The sequence below is a fragment of the Lujinxingia vulgaris genome (genome assembly GCF_007997005.1).
GTDB lineage: Bacteria > Myxococcota_A > Bradymonadia > Bradymonadales > Bradymonadaceae > Lujinxingia.
This window is the reverse complement of record NZ_VOSL01000054.1, coordinates 207246-227407: the sequence shown is the minus strand read 5'-3', so window position 1 is coordinate 227407 and position 20162 is coordinate 207246. Positions and strand designations below refer to the sequence as shown.

At 63.9% G+C, this 20162-nt stretch carries 19 protein-coding genes; 4 read left to right on the top strand and 15 right to left on the bottom strand.

Features of this window, described 5'->3' with window-relative positions:
• Positions 1–62: 62 nt before the first annotated feature.
• From FRC96_RS13440 to FRC96_RS13415, 6 genes are all read right to left on the bottom strand, one after another.
• Complete coding sequence (locus FRC96_RS13440; RefSeq protein WP_146975036.1) at positions 63–1244, bottom strand: peptidyl-prolyl cis-trans isomerase; 1182 nt, start codon at positions 1242–1244, stop codon at positions 63–65.
• A gap of 230 nt (positions 1245–1474) precedes the next feature.
• A complete protein-coding gene (locus tag FRC96_RS13435) occupies positions 1475–2557 on the bottom strand; it encodes a peptidylprolyl isomerase (protein WP_230470231.1) in 1083 nt (360 codons plus the stop codon).
• Between the two features lie 258 nt (positions 2558–2815).
• Positions 2816–4714, bottom strand: a complete 1899-nt coding sequence (uvrC, locus tag FRC96_RS13430; protein WP_146975032.1) for an excinuclease ABC subunit UvrC — start codon at positions 4712–4714, stop codon at positions 2816–2818.
• A gap of 36 nt (positions 4715–4750) precedes the next feature.
• Positions 4751–5350 (bottom strand): hypothetical protein, encoded by a 600-nt coding sequence (locus tag FRC96_RS13425; RefSeq protein ID WP_146975031.1) that lies wholly within the window; start codon positions 5348–5350, stop codon positions 4751–4753.
• A 79-nt stretch (positions 5351–5429) separates the two neighbouring features.
• Positions 5430–7253 (bottom strand): ArnT family glycosyltransferase, encoded by a 1824-nt coding sequence (locus FRC96_RS13420; RefSeq protein WP_146975029.1) that lies wholly within the window; start codon positions 7251–7253, stop codon positions 5430–5432.
• A 5-nt stretch (positions 7254–7258) separates the two neighbouring features.
• Complete coding sequence (locus tag FRC96_RS13415) at positions 7259–8917, bottom strand: hypothetical protein (RefSeq protein WP_146975027.1); 1659 nt, start codon at positions 8915–8917, stop codon at positions 7259–7261.
• A 306-nt stretch (positions 8918–9223) separates the two neighbouring features.
• On the opposite strand from FRC96_RS13415, the gene FRC96_RS13410 reads away from it, so the two are divergent.
• On the top strand, positions 9224–9505 hold the full coding sequence (locus FRC96_RS13410) for a hypothetical protein (RefSeq protein ID WP_146975025.1): 282 nt from the start codon (positions 9224–9226) through the stop codon (positions 9503–9505).
• Between the two features lie 45 nt (positions 9506–9550).
• Here the strand turns inward: FRC96_RS13410 and fghA are convergent, their stop codons facing one another.
• From fghA to FRC96_RS13365, 9 genes are all read right to left on the bottom strand, one after another.
• Positions 9551–10381, bottom strand: coding sequence for an S-formylglutathione hydrolase (gene fghA, locus FRC96_RS13405; protein ID WP_146975023.1), 831 nt, complete (start codon positions 10379–10381; stop codon positions 9551–9553).
• A gap of 101 nt (positions 10382–10482) precedes the next feature.
• A complete protein-coding gene (locus FRC96_RS13400) occupies positions 10483–11592 on the bottom strand; it encodes an S-(hydroxymethyl)glutathione dehydrogenase/class III alcohol dehydrogenase (protein ID WP_146975022.1) in 1110 nt (369 codons plus the stop codon).
• 49 nt (positions 11593–11641) lie between these two features.
• On the bottom strand, positions 11642–11920 hold the full coding sequence (locus FRC96_RS13395; RefSeq protein ID WP_146975020.1) for a metal/formaldehyde-sensitive transcriptional repressor: 279 nt from the start codon (positions 11918–11920) through the stop codon (positions 11642–11644).
• Between the two features lie 230 nt (positions 11921–12150).
• Positions 12151–12873: a tRNA (guanosine(37)-N1)-methyltransferase TrmD gene (gene trmD, locus FRC96_RS13390; protein ID WP_146975018.1), complete on the bottom strand. Its 723-nt coding sequence runs from the start codon at positions 12871–12873 to the stop codon at positions 12151–12153.
• 69 nt (positions 12874–12942) lie between these two features.
• Positions 12943–13497 (bottom strand): ribosome maturation factor RimM, encoded by a 555-nt coding sequence (gene rimM / locus FRC96_RS13385; protein WP_146975016.1) that lies wholly within the window; start codon positions 13495–13497, stop codon positions 12943–12945.
• Positions 13498–13517: 20 nt separating this feature from the next.
• A complete protein-coding gene (locus tag FRC96_RS13380) occupies positions 13518–13784 on the bottom strand; it encodes a KH domain-containing protein (RefSeq protein WP_146975014.1) in 267 nt (88 codons plus the stop codon).
• An 82-nt stretch (positions 13785–13866) separates the two neighbouring features.
• Positions 13867–14394: a 30S ribosomal protein S16 gene (gene rpsP, locus FRC96_RS22770; RefSeq protein ID WP_146975012.1), complete on the bottom strand. Its 528-nt coding sequence runs from the start codon at positions 14392–14394 to the stop codon at positions 13867–13869.
• Positions 14395–14593: 199 nt separating this feature from the next.
• On the bottom strand, positions 14594–14998 hold the full coding sequence (gene grxD, locus FRC96_RS13370) for a Grx4 family monothiol glutaredoxin (RefSeq protein WP_146975010.1): 405 nt from the start codon (positions 14996–14998) through the stop codon (positions 14594–14596).
• A gap of 115 nt (positions 14999–15113) precedes the next feature.
• Positions 15114–15362, bottom strand: a complete 249-nt coding sequence (locus FRC96_RS13365) for a BolA family protein (RefSeq protein WP_146975008.1) — start codon at positions 15360–15362, stop codon at positions 15114–15116.
• A 340-nt stretch (positions 15363–15702) separates the two neighbouring features.
• Between FRC96_RS13365 and FRC96_RS13360 the strand changes: the two genes are divergently transcribed.
• The 3 genes from FRC96_RS13360 to FRC96_RS13350 all read left to right on the top strand — a co-directional run bounded on the left by FRC96_RS13360 (position 15703) and on the right by FRC96_RS13350 (position 20148).
• A complete protein-coding gene (locus FRC96_RS13360; protein WP_146975006.1) occupies positions 15703–18084 on the top strand; it encodes a 3-hydroxyacyl-CoA dehydrogenase/enoyl-CoA hydratase family protein in 2382 nt (793 codons plus the stop codon).
• A gap of 126 nt (positions 18085–18210) precedes the next feature.
• On the top strand, positions 18211–19392 hold the full coding sequence (locus FRC96_RS13355; RefSeq protein WP_146975004.1) for a thiolase family protein: 1182 nt from the start codon (positions 18211–18213) through the stop codon (positions 19390–19392).
• A 255-nt stretch (positions 19393–19647) separates the two neighbouring features.
• Positions 19648–20148 carry a septal ring lytic transglycosylase RlpA family protein gene (locus tag FRC96_RS13350; protein ID WP_146975002.1) on the top strand — a complete coding sequence of 167 codons (501 nt, stop codon included), beginning with the start codon at positions 19648–19650 and terminating at the stop codon, positions 20146–20148.
• Positions 20149–20162 lie beyond the last annotated feature (14 nt).

Genomic DNA, 20162 nt, shown 5'->3' with positions numbered 1-20162 from the left:
GGCCAATTTTGCGTCTTCTGACGTGAGGGTGAAGCTCACCTTACCCCGGAATCTGACTGGCTTTAGCGATGCTCGCCAGGGGCAGGGGGCGTCGTGAGGTTTTCCCAGTGCACGGTCACCTCCGACTGCTCAAGCAGCTGCTCGCTCACGGTCGTCCAGGCATGCTCCCGGGCTTCAAAGCGCAGGCGTTCCAGCAGGTTCTCCTCGATCTTCTCGAAGGGAATCAGTCCGGCCTCGTGGCGCGTGTGGGTCCACACCACCATCCAGATCCCTCGATGTTCGAAGGGCTCCGAGATCTGGTCGACCTGCTGCTCAAAGGCCACGATGGCAACAGGGTTTGCCTCCGGGCCGCGGGCGTCGTCTTCGGTGACGGAAACCAACCCGTAGATCGGATCGCGGTGCTGCTCAAAGAGCGCGTCGCGATCGGCTCCCTCAGCGATGAGGTGCTCGTGAAGCTCGGCGATGTGAGCCCGGGGGTCCTGGTCAGCGGCGACGTGACGGGCGCTGATGACCCGGGCCTCGACGACCGTTTGCGTCTGGAACTCCTCGGGGTGGCTCTCGTAATACGCGATGGCGTCGTCGCGATCAGGAAGGGACATCTCGAGACGATTCATCGCCTGCGCTATGAGCAGATGATCCACGGCTTCTTTGCGCCCGAACGAGGAATCGGACTCCCAGGGATGAAGCACCATGGTCAGATCGGCGTCTTCTCCCAGGCGCTCGCGTGCCGCGTCGACCTGACGCTGACGCATGCGCGCTCGCTCCGCCTCAATGGCCGCCTCTTCCGGCGCAAACGCGTTGAGGAGAAGTTGGCGCTGGATCACCTTTTTGAGCGCGTTGTTGATCGCGTAGTCATGGCTCCCGTCTTCGTTGGGCTTGCCGGCGAAGTAGTCGAGCTGCTCGTGGTAGGTCTGTGCGCTGACGGAGACGCCACCGACGGTAGCGACCGGGCCGGTGGCCCGGGTGCTGATACCATCGGGCAGGCTGAAGTAGATGTGGTGGAGTTCAGCGCGGTCGGGGTCTTCGTTCGCGTCGACCACCTCTTCGCTCGAACCTTCCGAAGATGGCGTCTGCGTTTTTTCGTCGGGCGCCGACTCCGAAGGTGTGGCGACGTTAACGTCGGCGTCCTGTGAGGGCGCGTTGGTGGAGCACCCCGTGGCGGTAGCGAGCGCGAGGATGGCGATACCTGGAATGATGCGAAACGACGTCTGGCGAGCGATCTGCATAACAATCATCTTCTTCATCCGAAGTCTGCCTGGGGTGCGAGGTCGTGAGTTTCCGGGGGGCAAAGCGACGTCATAACGCTGCGGGTATTCAAAACGCATTGGTCTTTTTGACCTGCGCCAAATGCCCGAAACACAGCAGGTCTTGAGGAGGGGGAAGTTTTAATAAAAAACGGCGCCCTCCCGAGGGAAGGACGCCGCGTGTTTGTCAGATAGGGTCTGTCTGGCGACCTCTGTCTAATGTGCTGAAATTACTGGATATTCTCAGGGTAGGTCTCGATCTCGGCCTCTTCGCGAAGCTGCGCCACATAGGTTCCCAGCGACTCCTGCAGGGCCTGGTTACGAAGCTCACGGGTGAGCTGCTCTTTGACCGAGTCAAAGGTCATGACCTCTTCGTCGCTGCGCTCGGTGACCTGAATGATGTGCCAGCCGAAGTCGGAGCGGACCGGCTCGGAGATCTCATCGACCTGCAGCGAGAAGGCGGCCTCTTCGAACTCGGGGACCATGCGACCGCGGCCGAACGAGCCCAGATCACCGCCGGCCTGAGCCGATCCGTCGTCGGAGTTTTCGCGGGCCACGTCGGCAAAGTCATCGCCGCCGGTGACGCGGGCGTGCAACTCCTCGGCTTCCTGGCGAGCGGTCTCCCAGTCTTCGGGGTTCTCCGAGTCGACGCGCACCAGGATGTGGCGCGCGGTGACCTCTTCGCCGCGGGTGAACGCCTCGGGGTTCTCGTTGTAGAAGGTCTGCGCTTCGTCTTCGCCGGGGAGCTCAAGGCCGTCGGCCTCAAGGATCTTCTCGATGGCCACGGCCTGGTAGACCGACTCGCGGATCTCCTCAGGGCTGATACCGGCCTGGGCGATGTACTCGTCGAAGTCGATCTCCTCGCCGTACATCTCCAGGGCGCTGGTCTCAAACTCCTCGCGGTACTCCTGGAGGCGGGCATCGACCTCTTCGGCGGTGGGCTCGACCCCGGACTCATCGATGGCCTGGTTGACCAGGCGCTGGTCGATGAGGTTCTCGATGATCTGCGAGGACATCTGCTGGAGCAGCTCCGGAGGGAGCTGGGCCTGGGCCTGAAGCATGGCGACCTGGGAGTTGAACTCCTCGGCGCTGATCTCTTCGCCGTTGACGCTGGCCACCGGACCGACCGCGGCGATCGTGCCCCCGCTCTCGGGCTGGGCCTGGGCGGCGGGGGCCTCTTCCCCATCGAGGCTGGCCGAGCGGTACTGCGGCGCGTCACTGTCGGGGGCCTCATCGGGCACCGCGGCGCTGGAGGAGCAGGCCGCCAGCAGCAGCGCCAGAATGGACGTCAGCGCAGTCTTTTTCAAAAACATAGCAATCTCCATGACGAGCTCCGCAACATCGGAGCGAGCGAACGTTGGGAAAAAAGGCGCGCCGGGCAGTGACGCATCCGTGGCGAGCAGCATTGAACGTGCTGTGTAGCATAAGGTGGGAGCGTACGCACGTTCGGGGGAGGCGGCGGGGGGCGTCTGGCTGCCTCATGTCGAGCTACCTGTAAAAACGTAGGCCCCGGGTGCGCCTCTCCAAGAAGGGCGGGAGTGAGCACGGGGCGCGCCCCGAGACGCTGCGCGCTAGTCGGCCGGAGAGGCTGCGCCCGGCGGGTGAAAGAAGCCCCGGATGGCCTCGGCGGTCGAGGGGCCGACCCCCTCGACACCCTGAAGCTCCTCGAGGGTCGCAGCCTTGATCTTCACGAGACTCCCGAAGTGGCGCAGCAGCGCGCGTTTGGTCTTGGGTCCGATGCCCGGGATGTCGTCGAGGCTTGAGCGCAGGCTGGCCTTGCGCCGAAGTTGTTTATGAAAGCCGATGGCGAAGTCGTGGGCCTCATCGCGCACCCGCTGCAAGAGGTAGAGCTCGGCGGAGTTCTGTCGCAGCACCACCGGGTTTTTGCGCCCCGGCAAAAAGACGCGCTCCGGGCTGCGGGTGACCTCCGGATCGTCAAAACCCACCTCGTCGACGCGGCTCTTGGCCAGGGAGACCACGTCGATGTGATGCAGCCCCAGATCTTCGATGACGGCCATGGCCTGGCCGAGCTGGCCTTTGCCGCCGTCGACCACGATCAGGTCAGGGGGATCGTCATCGCCATTTGCGACCTTGCCCAGCCGCCGCGTGAGCATCTCGTGCATCGAGGCAAAGTCGTCCTGGCCGTGCACCAGGCGCATCTTGTAGTGGCGGTACTCGGACTTGGCGGGCTCCCCGTCGATAAAGGCCACCAGCGAGCCGACCACCTGGGCGCCCTGCAGGTTGCTGATGTCGTAGCATTCAATGCGCCGCGGCAGGTTTTTAAGTTTGAGCCGCCCCTGCAACTTCTCGAGCAGGTCGCGGGCGCGCTCCTCTTTTGCGTGCTCTTCCTCAAAGCTATGGCGCGCGTTGGTCTGGGCGGTGGCGATCAGCGCGCGCTTGGCCCCGCGCTGGGGGCTCTGCACATAGACGCGGTGGCCGGCCAGCTCGCTGAAGAGCTCCTCAAAGGCCTCGACCTCCTCATCCTCCAGCGTCAGCGGCAGGAGCACCTCGTTGGGCACGTGGTTGCCGGCGTTGTAGTAGAGGTTCAAGAAGCTCGAGAAGAGCTCCTCGTCGGGGAACTCCTGGTCGGTGTACGAGAAGGACTGCGCCCCTTCGAGCCGCCCACGTCGAATGAAGAGCACCTGGAAGGTGAGCCGGTCGCCCTCGCGGTAAAACCCAAAGGCGTCCTGGTCGACCTCGCGATGGCCGACGGCCACCTGGCGCTCAAGCACCTTCTCGATGGCCTGAATCTGATCCCGGTAGCGTGCGGCGAGCTCAAACTCGAGCTCTTCGCTGGCACGGTGCATCTTCTCGCGCAGGCGCTCGACGAGCTCATCGCCGCGGCCCTCCAGAAACATCACCGCCTGGTTGACGTCCTGCTGGTAGCGCTCCTTATCCACCGGCAGCACGCAGGGGCCCGGGCAGCGTTTGATCTGGTACTGAAGGCAGGGGCGAGAGCGGTTGCTGAGCACGTGATCGGGGCAGGTGCGCAGCATAAAATGTTTGTTGAGAACCTGCAGCGTCTGGCGGATCGCGTAGGCCGAGGAGTAGGGCCCAAAGGTGCGCTGGCCGGGCTTTGTTTTGGAGCTCCCCTTGCTGCGGATCACCTCGACCCGCGGCCACTTCTGGTTCTTATCGACGCGCAGCGAGAGGAAGGATTTGTCGTCTTTGAGCTGCACATTGTAGCGCGGCTTATGCGCCTTAATCAGGGTGTTCTCGAGGATCAGCGCTTCCTTTTCGGAGGCGGTGATGATCGTCTCGATATCCCCCAGGATCTGGGGCAGCCGGCGCACAAAAGGGCGCGGATCGCCGTGCAGCTGAAAGTAGTTCCGGACGCGATTTTTAAGATCTTTGGCCTTGCCGATGTAGATGATGCGACCGCGGCGGTCGCGCATCAGGTAGCACCCCGGCTTATGCGGGATGGTGGCAAGGCGGGCCTGGATGTCGAAGGGCTCGTCGGATGGTGCCATAGGGGAGTGAGCCGGGGTGGGGGAAGATCAGCGTGATCAGGGGTCGACGCGCACCAGGGCAAACCAGGCGTTCATGGGTTTGGCCTTATAAGCGCGCCCGATCGTGACGTGCTCGGAGAGGCCGCGCAGCCGGTCGACCATGCCCGCGTACACAAAACGCCCCAGGCGCGCGCGGTTATCCAGAATCTGCGGCCAGGAGCCGGGGCGCTCCGGCGGGAGCTCGCGGTAATCGATCACCAACTCGCCGGACGCTGTGTCGTCGTAGGCAACGAAGTAGCCCGGGCCGGTAATCCCCGAAAGCGTCTGGTGGTTGTAGCCCCAGAGCACCCGGCGGTTGTCCGGGCTGTGTTCGGCCGAGGGCGTGCAGAAGCGTTTTTGAAAGAGGCGAAAAGCTGGCAGCGTGTTGCGCCCCTCGCAGATCACCTCCTGCAGCGGGTTGGTATCTTCGGGCACGATATCAAAGGTCGTGACCGGGCGGCTGGCGGCCTCAAAGAGGTGGCGCTGCATCTTCGGGGTGAGCGCGCGCACAAAGGCCAGGCGCGTGGCTGCGTCGCTCGCGTCAAGCGCCGAGGCCAGGGCGTCGGCGTCGAGGGTCGGGGCCTGGGCGAGCTCAAGGATGTCGGCAAGGGCGCTCATGTACACTCCACGGGCAGGTGGTCTGGGGGCTGAATTCAACGGGCAGGTCATGACGATACGTCGAAGCGGCGCTGGCTGACTAGCGACGCACCTCGGGGAACTTCAGGGTGTCGGGATCGACGCGTTCATACACGCTGATCAGCGGTACGCCTTCAAGCTCCACCACATGGCGCGGGGCCAGCGTGCCGTACTCCTCCCACAGCGGCAGCAGCAGGTAGGTGAAGGCCTTCTGCTGGTGGTAGAGCGCGTAATCGCTGCTGTGCATGCGGACCGCCCGCAGGTCGTCGCGGGCCAGATCTTCGGTCTGGTACATGCGCCAGGCGGTGTTCACCACGTTATGGATCCAGACCCGGCCGCCTTCCTCGGCGTGTTCGTTGAGCCAGGGCAGCCCCTGGCGGGAGGCGTAGCCCCAGAACTGGCGGAACATCTTCGAATCGGCCGCGCCCCGGTGCCCGCCGATGAGCTCGTTGTAATACGAGGTGCCAAAGGGGTGGTTGTTACGGGTGGCCAGCGCCGCCGGGAAAAGGGTTGTTGCGCCAAGCAAGAGTCCGATCGCCGCGTAAATAAAGGGCCTTGCCCCTCCCTCGGACGGACCACTGAGGCTGTGTGCCCCCTCCCGGGAGGTGCGACGCGTGCTGAGCAAACGCGCCAGCTCCGCGCTCAGCTCCGTGGTGAGGTGGGCTACCGCCACCCCGGCGATGATCGCCACAAAGGGCATCGCCGGCATCCAGTGTTTGGTCCCTCCGAAGATGGGCGTCTCCGCCTGTGCGATCAGCGCGATGGGAAAGATGATGTGAATCAGAAAGAGCAGCCCGGTTCCACGTGGATCGACCGAGGAGGGCAGCCTGCGTGCTTTCAACGCGGCCTTCCAGGCCTCGAGCGTGGCGCGCCCGCCAAAATGGCGCACCCAGATAAAACACCCCAGCACAAAGGCCAGCAGGATCGTCGCCGGCACCGTCACCAGCGTCATCACCCAGGGGTAACTCACCGGAAAGGGCGGGTTCTGCAGGTTCTCGCCAAAGTAATAGACGAAATAATGCTCATGCTTGAGGTGGAAGTTCATGTACCAGCGGATGCGCGCAAAGGTATCAAACCAGTGGCGCGGCCAGAGCGCGTAAAAGAGGATCGGCCCCAGGGTGAGCATCGCCCAGAAGGCCGCCGGGATCTTCGGGATGCGCAGCCCCCCGTCGCGCCAGCTTCCCACCAGGCGAAACTCTCCGGCGCGCGAGAGCAGCCAGTGCAACACAAGCGTGATGGGCAAGAAGAAGGCGTTGAGCTTGGTGGAGAGCGCCAGCCCGAACAAAAGGCCGGTGGTCACCGCCCAGCCCCGCGACTGCAGGCTTCGCCAGTAGGCGTAGACGACCCAGAAGTTCATTGCCGCTACGGCCACATCGAAGCAGGCCAGGTGGGCGTGAAAGAAGAAGCGGGGTTGCAGGAGCAACGCACCCACGCCCACCAGCCCCGCCAGTCGCCCGCCGAGCTGACGTCCAAAGAGGTACACCCCGCTCAAGAGCCAGCCCGCTGTGAGCATCGTCGGGAAACGCAGAGCGGTCGACGGGCTCATCCACCCCAGCAGCTCGAAAAAGATCTTATGCGAGAGGGCAAACGCCGCCTTCATCAACACCGGATGCTCCGGGTTGTAGCTCCAGTGCCGGTCGATGTTGGCCTGGGTGAAGCTGATGGCGAGCTCGCCGGTGTGGAAGTTTTTCCAGAGATCTTCGAACCAGCCGATGTACTGGGAGGCGGCGTGAAAATAGAACCCCTCATCGCGTGTAAAGCCCATCTGTGGCGAGGCCAGGAGCAGGGCGACCGAGCCGGCAAAGATCACCAGCGCGATCAGCCAGTCGAGGCGATCGGTCGGGCGGTTGCCGGGCGATGAGGTGGGGGCGTCAGGTGGGGTCACAGCGCTTACCAGAGTGCGGTGATGTGGGCGCGAACCAGCGCGGTGCGGGCGTCGGGGCGGCCCTCGGCGTCGTCAAAGACCTCACCAGGCCAGAACATCGCAGCTTCGGCGCGGTACTCCAGCGCGAGCTCCGGGGTGAGAAGGTGGGAGTAGCGCGCGCCCAGGAGCGCCTCGGTGCCCAGGTAGCGCGCTTCGGGACCGGCGCCGCGAAAGCCCATCACCGTGCCGCCGGATTCCACGCTTCCCGCCAGGTCGCGCCAGGGGCGATGGGCCCAGGCCAGCAGCGCTCCGCCGCCCAGCTCCAGCCCGGCGATGCGGGCGAAGGTCAGCGTGGGTTGCACGAAGATGGCGTTGCTCACCGAGCCGGTCTCCACCAGGTTGTCGATGCCCCGGGGAGGTTGCGCGGCGCGCAGAGGATCGTCGGCCTCGGCGACCGCTTCTGCAGTGTAGGCCGGCACATGATGATCGAAGAGCAAGAGCCCGGCGCGGTAGTTCGGATCGAAACGGAAGCGATGCAGGTTGTCGCTGCGTGGATCGGCGTCGCCGGAGGCAAAGCCCGAGCGAAGATTTAAGCCCAGCTGGCTCGGGCGGTGCAGAATGTCGAGGTGAGCTGCGGCACCAAGAGCATCGATCTGCACGGGAGTCGTCGGATCACTGCCGTCGGCGCGGGTCGTCTCACCTCGCAGATACGCCGCCTCCCCGGCGATACGAAAGCGCCATGAGCCCTGCGGGGTATAGAACTGATGTTTGCCGGCCAGATCAAAGGCCGCCACGTTGAGCTCGGATCCGTCCCGGTCGGTCTGGTCGCGCAGCGCCACGTACACGCCGATCTCACTGGGGGCCGGGCGCCAGACCACAGACGCGATGCCCTGCAGCGCGCGGTCGCCTTTGTTGATGTCGGCGTTCTCGTCGCGAATCACCGCGTCGGCACCCACCGCCACAAAAAGATCATCGAGCGAGCTGCGGGTGGCGCGGGCGCGAAAAGGCGCGGTCGCAAAGAGCAGGCGCGCGACGCGGTCGCCGCCTACCGGCTGCTCAAAGAGCGTCTCGTCCTCAAGCTCACCGTCGTTGGCCAGAATCCCCAGGCCCCACTGGCTGGTCTGAAGCCCGGCCTGCACCCGACCCACCGGGCTCTCCCAGCGCAGGTAAAGCTCACGCGGGGCAAAGGTCTGCTCGGCACCATCGAGCACGTGATGGAAGTGGCGCGCACCGTGGTCACCCACCGGCGGAGGTTCAGGGTAGGAGCGCCCCAGAAGCCTCCCGCTGAGAAGATCGGCTGAGGCCACCGCCTGCACCGTCCCCAGGTCAATCGTGCTCCCCAGGCGAAGTTGCTGGTAGACGCCGCCGCGAAGCCCCTCGGTGAGCGGGCGCTCATACGCATCGGCGCTCAGGCGATAATGCCCCTCGACGTTCACGGTGGGGTTTTGAGGCTCATCGACCGGAAAGACCGGATTGAGACGCGGGGGCGCAAGCTCCACCACGCGCCCCTCGGAGGCCTCATCGTCGTCGAGAGGCGGGATCTCCGGGACCTGGGCCTGTGCCGCAGCCGACAGGGATAAGGTCAGGCAGGCGCTGAGCGCGGCCAGAGCCGGGCGTCGTCGCGGGTGACCAGAACTGGTGTGTGGCGAGCGCATCGCAGAGTGCTCCTCGGTGGCATCTTCCATTCAACATCCGGGGCAAAGCCTGGGAGGGGCATCCTGTCATGGCCTTAGGGGGCTCGCAACGATCTCCGGCTGCCGTGACGCCTGCTCCGGCAGCATGCGTGCCATGGGGTGCGAAGGCGTCGACGATGACGAGGAGCACATGCACCCGCGTGGATTCAGCCTCGGGCATGTTGGACGGGCTGGCGAGTTCCCTACAATGAGGACCGAGCACTCGCCACACAGGGCTGTCGCATGGCGTGTCAGGGTGCTTCGTCGTAGAAGAGGCGAACGTCTCCCCTTCACTGAAGACCAACGAGTGCAATATCGATGAAGACGACCTGGTACACCCGATGGCTCGACGCGTTGTCGTACAAGCTCCTGATTCCCCTGGCGCTGCTCCTGGCGCTTGCCCCCTTTAAGCCGGAGCCTCACCTGGTGGAGACCACCGGGATGCTCGTTCGAGGAGAGCTCACCGAGCCCATCTACATCTTTGACTTTATGATGCACGGCGCCGGGTTGTTCATTCTGGCGCTTAAGGTCGGCGTGGACATCCGCCGGCGCAACGCGCCGGCGGATGACGCCTCGGACCCGGAGCGTACAAGGTCCTGAAGATCGCATGCCACCTTGCGATGAGGCAGTTTTGATGCGCTGACGTCAACCTTTCAGCGCCTCGGCATGATGGCGGATATGATCGCCGATGAAGCTCGCGATGAAGTAGTACGAGTGGTCGTAGCCCGGCTGCAAACGCAGCTCGATCGGGTGCCCCACCTCCTCGCAGGCACTCACCAGGCGCTCCGGCTGCAGCTGCTCGGCCAGAAACTGGTCCGCGTCGCCCTGGTCGATGAGCAGCGGGAGCCGCTCGCTGGCCGAGGCCACAAGCTCGGTGGCGTCCCAGCCCTTCCACGCCTCCCGGTCCTCGCCCAGATACGCCCCCAACGCCTTCTCGCCCCAGGGCACCTGTGTGGGCGCCACGATCGGTGAAAAAGCCGAGACGCTGGCGTAGCGGCCCGGGTTGCGCAGCGCCAGCACCAGCGCGCCATGCCCGCCCATCGAGTGCCCGAAGATCGCGCGTTTTTCGTTCGTCGGAAAACGCGCCTCGATCAGCGTCGGGAGCTCATCGACCACATAATCGTGCATCTGATAATGCGCAGCCCAGGGCTTCTCGGTGGCGTTGACATAAAAGCCCGCACCCTTCCCAAGATCGTAGCCCTCGGCATCGGCGACATCCTCGCCACGCGGGCTCGTGTCGGGCGCGACGATGATGACGCCTTCCTCCGCTGCGTAACGCTGCGCGCCGGCCTTGGTGATAAAATTCTGCTCGGTGCAGGTCAGCCCGCTCAGCCAGTAGAGCACCGGGCAGGGGCCCTCGGCGGCCGCCGGCGGAAGGTAAACGGCAAACGTCATCTCGCAGTCCAGTACCTCAGAGCGATGCTTCCAGACCTCCTGGGTGCCGCCAAAACTCGCATAAGTCTCTACGCGTTCCATGAGTGTAAGTCCTTGATAGGATAAGGGTTTTTGTCGTTTGTGGTGGGCCGCAATGAAAAACGCCGGGCCGAGATTCTCCTCGGCCCGGCGTCATGCCTGTCTTAGAAATGAATCACCGTGCGGATCGACTCCCCGCTGTGCATCAGATCAAAGGCCTCATTGATGCGCTCCAGCGGCAGGGTGTGGGTGATGAAAGGATCGAGGTTGAGCTTGCCGCTCATCGCCTTATCGACCATGCCCGGAAGCTCGGTGCGACCGCGCACGCCCCCGAACGCCGAGCCGCGCCACACACGCCCGGTCACAAGCTGGAAGGGGCGCGTGCTGATCTCCTGACCGGCGCCGGCCACACCGATGATCACCGACTCGCCCCAGCCCTTATGGCAGCACTCCAGCGCGGAGCGCATCACGTTGACGTTGCCGATGCACTCAAAGCTGTAGTCGACCCCGCCGTCGGTCAGCTCCACGATCACATCCTGAATGGGCTTGTCGTAGTCTTTGGGGTTGATGAGATCGGTGGCGCCGAGCTGGCGCGCCAGCTCGAACTTATCGGGGTTGATATCAATGCCCAGGATGCGCGAGGCGCCGGCCTCTTTGGCGCCCATCACCACCGCCAGGCCAATGCCGCCCAGACCGAAGACCGCCACGGTGTCGCCGGCCTGAACTTTTGCCGTGTTATGCACCGCGCCGATGCCGGTGGTCACCCCGCAGCCCAGCAGGCAGACCTTCTCCAGGGGGGCGTCCTTGTCGATCTTCGCCAGCGAGATCTCCGGCACCACCGTGTACTCGCTAAAGGTGCTGGTGCCCATGTAGTGGTAGATGGGCTTTCCTTTGTACGAGAAACGCGTCGTCCCATCGGGCATCAAACCCTTGCCCTGGGTGGCGCGCACGGCCTGGCAGAGGTTGGTTTTGCCGGACTTGCAGAACTTACACTCGCGGCACTCCGCGGTGTAGAGCGGGATGACCCGGTCGCCCACCGAGAGGCCGCTGACCCCCTCGCCGACCTCCACCACGACGCCTGCGCCCTCATGGCCGAGCACCGAGGGGAAGATGCCCTCGGGATCCTCCCCGCTGAGCGTAAAGGCGTCGGTGTGGCAGACCCCGGTGTGGGTGATCTGCACGAGCACCTCACCCTTTTTGGGGCCCTCGACATCCAGCTCGACGATCTCCAGCGGTTTGTTGACTTCGAACGCGACAGCGGCACGGCTCTTCATGATGTTCTCCTTAGGTTGGGGGGTAACACGTCACGGCGTTCCCGGCGGACTACTTGAGGTAGGAGCGGATCAGATCGTTGAGATCCTCGACGGCTTCATCGCGCTGGCCGGCGGGAAGCTCGGCGGCGCTGCCGAAGGTCTCGCGCACGTGCGCTTCGAGCACCTGGCGCATCACGCCGGTGACCGCCCCGCGGATCGCGGCGATCTGCTGGAGCACCGAGCTGCACTCGGTGCCTTCTTCCAGCGCGCTCTCCAGCGCGTTGAGCTGTCCTTTGACGCGGCGAACCCGCGCCAGCACGCGTTTCTTTTCTTTCTCGGTGTAAGGCATCGAACTCCTCCCTTGGTATACCGGGGTATAGTATATTGACGCGCCGGAACAAAGTTCAAGTGACGTTCGGTGAAGACCTCTTCGTGCTGCCGGCATGCGGGACGCGAAGAGGGACGAACGACGTCAGGTGAAGGTAGCGGTGGTGTGTCTAAGGTGTTGTTTTTGTTGGTGATTCTGTCGGAGGTTCGGGTTCGTGAACGACCGGCACCAACGAAAAAAGTCGCCTTATCTCAACGCTCAGACTCGCTATCGGGCGACGCGTCGCGGCGTTCCAGAAGATCGGGGCGGCGCGCCTTCGTGCGCGCGAGCGCCTGCTCCTGCCGCCAGGCGGCGATGCGTCCGTGGTCGCCGCTGAGCAGAATCTCGGGCACCTCGAAGCCACGAAACTCGCGGGGGCGGGTGTACTGCGGGTATTCGAGCATGGGCGCCGAGAAGCTCTCTTCGCTGATCGACTCCTGGTTTCCCAGCACGCCCGGGAGGAGGCGAGTGACGGCGTCGATGACGACCATCGAGGCGACCTCCCCGCCGGTGAGCACATAGTCGCCAATGGAGATCTCGCGATCGATCCAGTGCTGACGCACGCGCTCATCCACGCCTTCGTAGCGGCCGCACACAAGGATCATGCCCGGCCCCTCGGCGAGCTCGCGGGCGATCTTCTGGCTAAAGGGCTCGCCCTGGGGCGACATTAAAATACGTGGCACGTCGGGGTGGCGTTCTCGGGCCTGCTCCAGCGCGGCCACCAGCGGCTCGGGCTTCATGACCATGCCCGCGCCGCCGCCGTAAGGGACGTCATCGCAGGTGCGGTGCTTGTCGTGCGTGAAATCGCGGATGTCGACGCAGTTCACCGAGAAGTGCCCGCGCTCAATGGCTTTGCCGGTCAGGCTGATGCGCAGTGGGCCGTCGAAGAAGTCGGGGAAGAGCGTGAGGATCTCAACGGGGAAGGGCGTGCTCAACGTCATCTCCAGGCGGGGAGGGCGGGGCGGTGGTGGCGGGCGCGGTGGGGCGGTCTGGAGCCGAAACGCTCAATCGGCAGGGGTCCAGATCTCCAGGGGCTGTAAGACCACCGCCGGAGCCTCCAGATCGACATAGCTGACCGCATGCTCGACGTAGGGCACAAAAAGCTCGGAGCCGTCGGTGCGCTTGACCACGAGCACGTCGTTGGCGCCCGTCTCAAAGAAGCGGTCGATGGTGCCGATGGGCTCGGCATCCTCGGCGGCGTCGCCATCTTCCTCGGTGGCGACCACGACCGGGAAACCGATGACTTCCATCAGGTAGAACTCGTCATCGTCGAGCTCTGGCAGAAGATCAAAATCCACCGAGACGATGCCGTGCTTGATGCGCTCGGCGCCCTCGCGGCCCTGGATGCCCTTGAACTTCACCATGGCAAACTTCGGGCCCTGGCGAAAACGCTCGATGGTCAACTCCAGCTCTTCGCGATCGGTCTTGATGGTGACCTGGACGCCCTCATCAAGGACCTCGGAGTCGGCGTTAAAAAGATGCAGGCGCACATCGCCGTAGACGCCGTGAGGGCGCCCGACTTTGGCCAGCTCCACCTTTTCGTTGGGTGTCGTGCTCATACGCAAACGCTCCGCGACGCTCAGTCGACGATGTCGATGACCACCGGCAGGTGGTTGGGGACAGCGGCGGCGTCGACCAGCGTGCGCATCGCCCGGGCGATGCGGCCGCCCCGGCCGATCACGCGCCCGCGATGCGCCTCTTCCACGGCCAGCTCCACCAGGAGTTGGTCGCGGTGGGCGTGCGCGCGCACCTCAAACTCGACGTCATCATCCAGGAGCGAGCCGGCCAGGAATCGCACCAGCTCTTCGTAGCTCTTCAGGGCATCTTCGGCGGTGTGGTTGCTCATCGCGTCATTCCTTAAGGTTAAAACGCGACGAGCCCGTCAAAAAACGGGCTCGTCACAGACTACTCAAAGCAAGAAAGCTGGCTCAGCCTTCTTCGCCTTCGGTCTTGGCTTCGGCGTCGCCTTCGGCGTCGTCGCCCTCAGCGCTCTCACCTTCGGCGGCGCCTTCTTCGGCCTTGGCAGCTTCAGCGGCCTTGGCAACTTCGGCTTCCGCTTTCTTGGCGGCTTCCTCTTCCGCCTTCTTGGCTTCCGCAGCCTTGGCTTCTTCGGCGACCTTGGCGCGGGCAGCTTCGAGAGCTTCCTTCTTGGCCAGGGCGGCGGCTTCCTTGGCGGCCTTCTCGGCGCCTTCGGCGGCCAGGTCGATGCCCAGCTCGCCACGGCGAAGCTTGCGGATCAGCGAGCGAACGGTGTCGCTGGGCTGCGCGCCCACGCTGAGCCAGTAGTCGACGCGCTCGCTGTTAAGGCGAACCGCAGCCGGCTCTTGCATCGGATCGTAGGTGCCCAGCACCTCAATGAAGCGACCATCACGGGGAGAGCGCTGGTCGGCGGCAACCACACGGTAGAAGGGACGCTTTTTGGCGCCATGGCGTTGAAGTCGAAGTCGGACAGTCATGTGAGTTTCATCTCCGCTTTAATAAGCTGGTTCGTGCTGTGATTTACTATGAGTTCGAAGCGCGTAGACCTGCAGCCAACAGTCCACGCTTTTAGAGGACCGTACAAAGGTGGGGCAACCTAAAGCGCAACCCCATCGCTGTCAAGCGACAGTGCTCGGGCCGGGCACCGCGCGTCATCGCGGCGCCCTCAACCCCCGATCACTCGCCACTGACCGACGCGATAAGTTTGCCCAACTCGCCGCTCTCATGGAGCTGCATCAGGATGTCGGAGCCACCGACAAACTCCCCGCCGATGTAGACCTGGGGGATGGTCGGCCAGCTGGAGAATTCTTTGATGCCCTGGCGCTTATCCGGGTCGACCAGGATGTCGACGGCGTGGAAGGGTTTGCCGTAGCTGGCCAGGATCGCTGCCGCGCGCGCCGAGAACCCGCACATCGGCTGCTGAGGAAGCCCTTTCATATAAAGAAGCACGGGGTTCTCAGCCACTTCGCGCGCGATCTCCGAGAGGACGTCGCCTCCCTCATCACGCGTGCGCGGCTGGGCCTCGACGCTCTTCTCGGGGTTGGCAAGGGGAAGCGAGATCGATTTCTTCTGGTCACTCATGGTGTGGCCTCATCGGTTCTATGGGTGTGATGCGATGCGTTGGCGGTGGGGGTAATACGGAGCGCCTTGAGCCGGGTCAACACCCTGTCGCACAGACGCATTCCGGCGCCCACCTTCAGCCCTGGGCGTCCCACTCTTCGGGGGTGAACACCTCGAGGGTGAGCGCGTGGATCGGGCCCTTCATCTCTTCGGCCAGCGCCTGGTAGATCGCGCGATGGCGCGCCACCAGCGACTTGCCGGCGAAGTGCTCCGAGATCACCACCGCCTTATAATGGTCCATCGTTCCGGTCAGATCCTGGACCTGAACCCGGGCGCCGGGCAGGGCGGCCTCAATGCGCTCCACAATGATGCTTGCTTCAATCATCTCAATCCTCGTCTTCGGTGCCCGTTCTCAAAGGATGGTGCCTGCGGCGAGGCCGGCTTAAGAGGCGGCTCTGCACAGGACCATCGCGGGGGGATGTTCTCATCGGGGTCTTATCCCCTCGCGAATTCAGACGCAAGCCACGGACATCACAGCCGGGCGCGAAGCTACGAATCGGGGTGCAAGCGGGTCTTTTCCTTTGCCCGCGACCAACGGTGCTTACAGGTCCGCTCGCCACGGATCGGGCAAGGGGTTGGTCTTGACCCCTAATTGCCCTTCTCACTATAAGGCATCGCGCTCTACGCATACGTTTTACTGCAACCCTCACATCGTAAGGAGTTTCATGGCCACGAAGCGCATTCGAAAGGCTGCCGTTATCGGTTCCGGCGTTATGGGCAGCGGCATCGCCGCTCACCTCGCAAACGCGGGCATCGAGGTCTACCTGCTTGATATCGTGCCCTTCAATCCGGGCGAAAAAGACGACATCAACGACCCGGCGTTCCGCAACAGCATCGCGACCCGCAACAAGGCGCTCCTGGCCAAGACCAGCCCCTCGCCGATCTACACCAAGCGCGATCTGGACCTGATCACCGTCGGTAACATGGACGACAACCTCGACTGGTTCGCCGAGGTTGACTGGATCGTCGAGGCCGTGCCCGAGAGCATGCCCATCAAGAAGGCGACCTTCGACAAAGTCGAAGCCCATGTGAACGATCACGCCATCATCTCTTCGAACACCTCCGGCCTCTCCATTGAGGGCATGCTGGATGGTCGCTCCGAGAGCTTCAAGAAGCGCTTCATCGTCACGCACTTCTTCAATCCCGTGCGCTACATGAAGCTCCTCGAACTGGTGGAAGGCCCGGATACCGCGCCGGAAGTTGTGGACGCGATGGTGGAGTTCGGCCGCGACGTGCTCGGCAAGGGCATTGTCTTCGGCAAAGACACCACCAACTTCATCGCCAACCGCATCGGCGTGCACGGCATGATGACCATCATGCACCTGATGAAGAAGTACGAGATGAGCATCGAAGGCGTCGATACCGTCTTCGGCAAAGCCATGGGGCGCCCCAAGTCGGCCGTCTTCCGCACCGCGGACATGGTCGGTCTGGACACCTTCGTGCACGTGGCCAAGAACTGCTACGATACGCTCACCGAAGATGAAGAGCGCGAGATCTTCCAGGTCCCCGAATTCATGGGCACCCTGGTCGAGAAGGGCCTCACCGGTCAGAAGGCCGGCGGCGGCTTCTATAAGAAGGGCAAGGGCGGCATCCAGACCCTGGATCTGAACACCCTTGAGTACCGCGACCGCGACAAGCCCGAGTTTGCCTCCATTGGCAAAGCCAAGGGCGCCCCGGCCAAGCGCATCAAGACGGTTGTGGTCGACGGCGACGACAAAGCCGCCGAGTTCGCCCGCGAAGTCACCCTGCGCTCGCTCGCCTACACCGCGCGTCGCATGGGCGAGATCGCCGACGACGTGGTCAACATCGACCGCGGCATGAAGTGGGGCTTCAACTGGGATCTGGGTCCCTTCGAGACCTGGGACGCTCTGGGGCTTCAGTGGGCCTACGACCAGATGAAGGCTCAGGACATCGAAGTGCCCGCCTGGATCGACGAGATGATCGCCTCCGGTGCCGAGAGCTTCTACAAGCAGGATGGTGCGACGGATCTCTACTACGACGTCGCCACCAAGAGCTACAAGGCGATCGAGCGCAGCGAGAAGGCCATCAGCGTCGAGCTGCTCAAGCGCAAAGGCGCGACCAAGATCCTCGGCAACTCTTCGGCCTCGCTCCACGACATGGGCGACGGCGTGGCGCTGCTTGAGTTCCACACCAAGATGAACGCCATCGACCCCGACCTCATCGACTGCATGCACGAGGCGATCGATGAAGTGGAGGCCAACTGGGAAGGTCTGGTCATCGGCAACGATTCGACCAACTTCTCCGCCGGCGCCAACCTGCTGCTGGTGCTCATGAACGCACAGGCCGGTCAGTGGGAGCCCATCGAGTCGATGGTCAAAGCCTTCCAGGACGCCAACCAGCGCATGCGCTACAGCTGGAAGCCGGTCGTCTCCGCGCCCAAGGGCCTGACCCTGGGCGGCGGCGCCGAGGTGACCATGGGCGCCAACGCCATTCAGGCCGCTGGCGAGCTCTACATGGGTCTTGTCGAAGTCGGCGTGGGTCTGATCCCCGGCGGCGGTGGCAACCTGCAGCTGATGCGCAACGTCTTCGGCCCGCACTCCGACAACAAGGAGTTCGATCCCTTCCCCTTCCTGCGTAAGGTCTTCATGGCCATCGGCATGGGTGAAGTGGCCAAGAGCGCTGAAGAAGCCCGTGAGTTCGGCTTCCTCACCGCCAATGATGGTGTGACTATCAACGCCGACCACCTGCTCCACGACGCCAAAGAGCGCGTCCTGGGGATGGCTCGCGCCGGCTTCAAGCCGCCGCGCCCCTCCAAGTTCCGCCTGCTCGGTCCGGACGGTGCGGCCACCATCGACATGCTGCTCTACAGCATGCAGGAAAACGGCGTGATCTCGGCCCACGACCGCCTCATCGGACGCAAGCTCGCCAACGTGCTCTGCGGCGGTGAGACCAACCCGGCGACCCTGGTCGATGAGCAGACGCTGCTCGACCTGGAGCGCGAGGCCTTCATGTCGCTTTGCGGTGAAGAGAAGAGCCAGCAGCGCATGCAGCATATGCTCATGAACAACAAGCCGCTGCGCAACTAAGTCTGGCTCGCAGCACTCGTCTCTCCGGCCGGAATGGCCGGAGAGGCGGGACGGTTTGTTTTCCCGAACGAGTACCCCGGCGAGCGCCTCAAGCTGTGATGCCCGCCGAATCAGGAGATATACCCTATGACTTCTCTTCGTGACGTTGTGGTCGCCTCGTATGTGCGCACCCCCTTCACCCGCGCCTACAAAGGCGGCCTCAAAGATACCCGCCCCGACACCATGGCCGCGCTCGTGATCAAAGAAGCCGTGGCCAAGGTCAAAGGCCTTAACCCCGAAGACATTGGTGATGTGGCCATCGGCTGCGCGATGCCGGAGGCCGAGCAGGGCATGAACGTCGCCCGCGTGGCCTCGGTGATGGCCGGCCTCCCCAACACGGTGCCCGGCCTGACCGTGAACCGCTTCTGCTCCTCCGGCGTGCAGACCATCTCCCAGATGGCCGAGCGCATCATGATCGGCGCGATGGACGTCGCCGTGGCCGGCGGTACCGAGTCGATGACCATGATCCCGATGGGCGGCAACAAGGTCTCGGCCAACCCGCAGACCATGGCGGAGTACCCCGAGATCTACATCCCCATGGGCACCACCGCCGAAAACGTCGCAAAGCGTTTTGAAGTGGCCCGCGAAGATCAGGACGCCTTCGCCCTGACCAGCCACGAGAAGGCTCTCGCGGCCTGGGAAGACGGCTTCCTGGCCGGCGAAGTGCTCCCGGTCAAGACCCAGGTGGTTGGCCCCGACGGCAAGCGCCACGATGTGACCGTCGACAAAGACGACGGCCCTCGTCCCGGCTCCTCGGTCGAAGCGCTGGCGAAACTTCGCCCGGCCTTCAACCCCAAAGGCAGCGTCACCGCCGGCAACGCCTCGCCACTCACCGATGGTGCGGCCGCTGTGGTGCTGATGAGCAAAGAAAAAGCCGATGAGCTCGGTGTGAAGCCGATGGGCTACTACCGCGCCTTCCAGGTCGCCGGCGTGGACCCGGAGATCATGGGCATCGGTCCGGTCCCGGCCATCCGTAAGTTGCTCAAGGCTACCGGCCTGAGCATCGAAGACATCGACCTCTTCGAGATCAACGAAGCGTTTGCCAGCCAGGCCGTCTACTGCGCCCGTGAGCTGGGCGTGGATCCGGCCAAGCTCAACATCCACGGCGGCGCCATCGCCCTGGGTCACCCCCTGGGTGTGAGCGGCACGCGCATGGCCGGCACGCTCCTGCGTTCGCTGGAGAAGACCGGCGGGCGCTACGGCATCGTCTCGATGTGCATCGGTGGCGGCATGGGCGCCGCCGCGCTCTTCGAGCGCGTCGAGGACTAAAGCTGCATCCTCCTCTGAACCTCCTCCTCATTCACGATGACGAAGAGGCGCTGAGGTGAACGAAGAAGCCGCGCTCCCCTGATGGGGGCGCGGCTTTTTTCGTATCGCAGGGCGGCGCGTGCCATCGGCCGACGGTGTCGCTGCAACGCGATGAACTTCCTTCCCTTGCCCCCGGAGCATCTTCGCTGGCACCATCGCCCCCGACGAGAGCTTGCATGGTTTCGGCGATGTCCCGATGTGTGAACGGTGGCCCACATGATCTCTTCACGACGCGCCCTAAAGGATTTGATGTGGACCCGCGGCGAAGCCCTGGCGGCGCTGCGACAACTCCTTCTGGGAGGTTTCGCGCTGTGGATGGCGGCCTGCGCGACAGGGCCCGCCGATCCCCATCGCGATCTTGTGACCCACCGCGTGGCCGCCCCCGACGGCAAAGCGCACGAGCTGCGCGGCATCGCCAGCTGGTATGGCGATACGTTCCACGGCCGTCAGACCGCCAGCGGCGAGCTGTACGATATGGAGGGCTTCACAGCGGCCCACAAGACCTTACCCTTCCATACGATCGTGCGTGTCATCGAGCCGGAGAGTCGCCGCTCGGTGGTCGTCCGTATCACCGATCGAGGGCCCTTTGTACGCGGGCGTATCATCGATCTTTCTCGCGCTGCCGCCCGCGACTTAGGGATGCTGGAGGCGGGCACGGTCGATGTGATCCTGCAGATCGAGCAGTGGGGCGACGGCTCGTACGTCTCAAGTCCCTGATGGTCAGCGTTTCT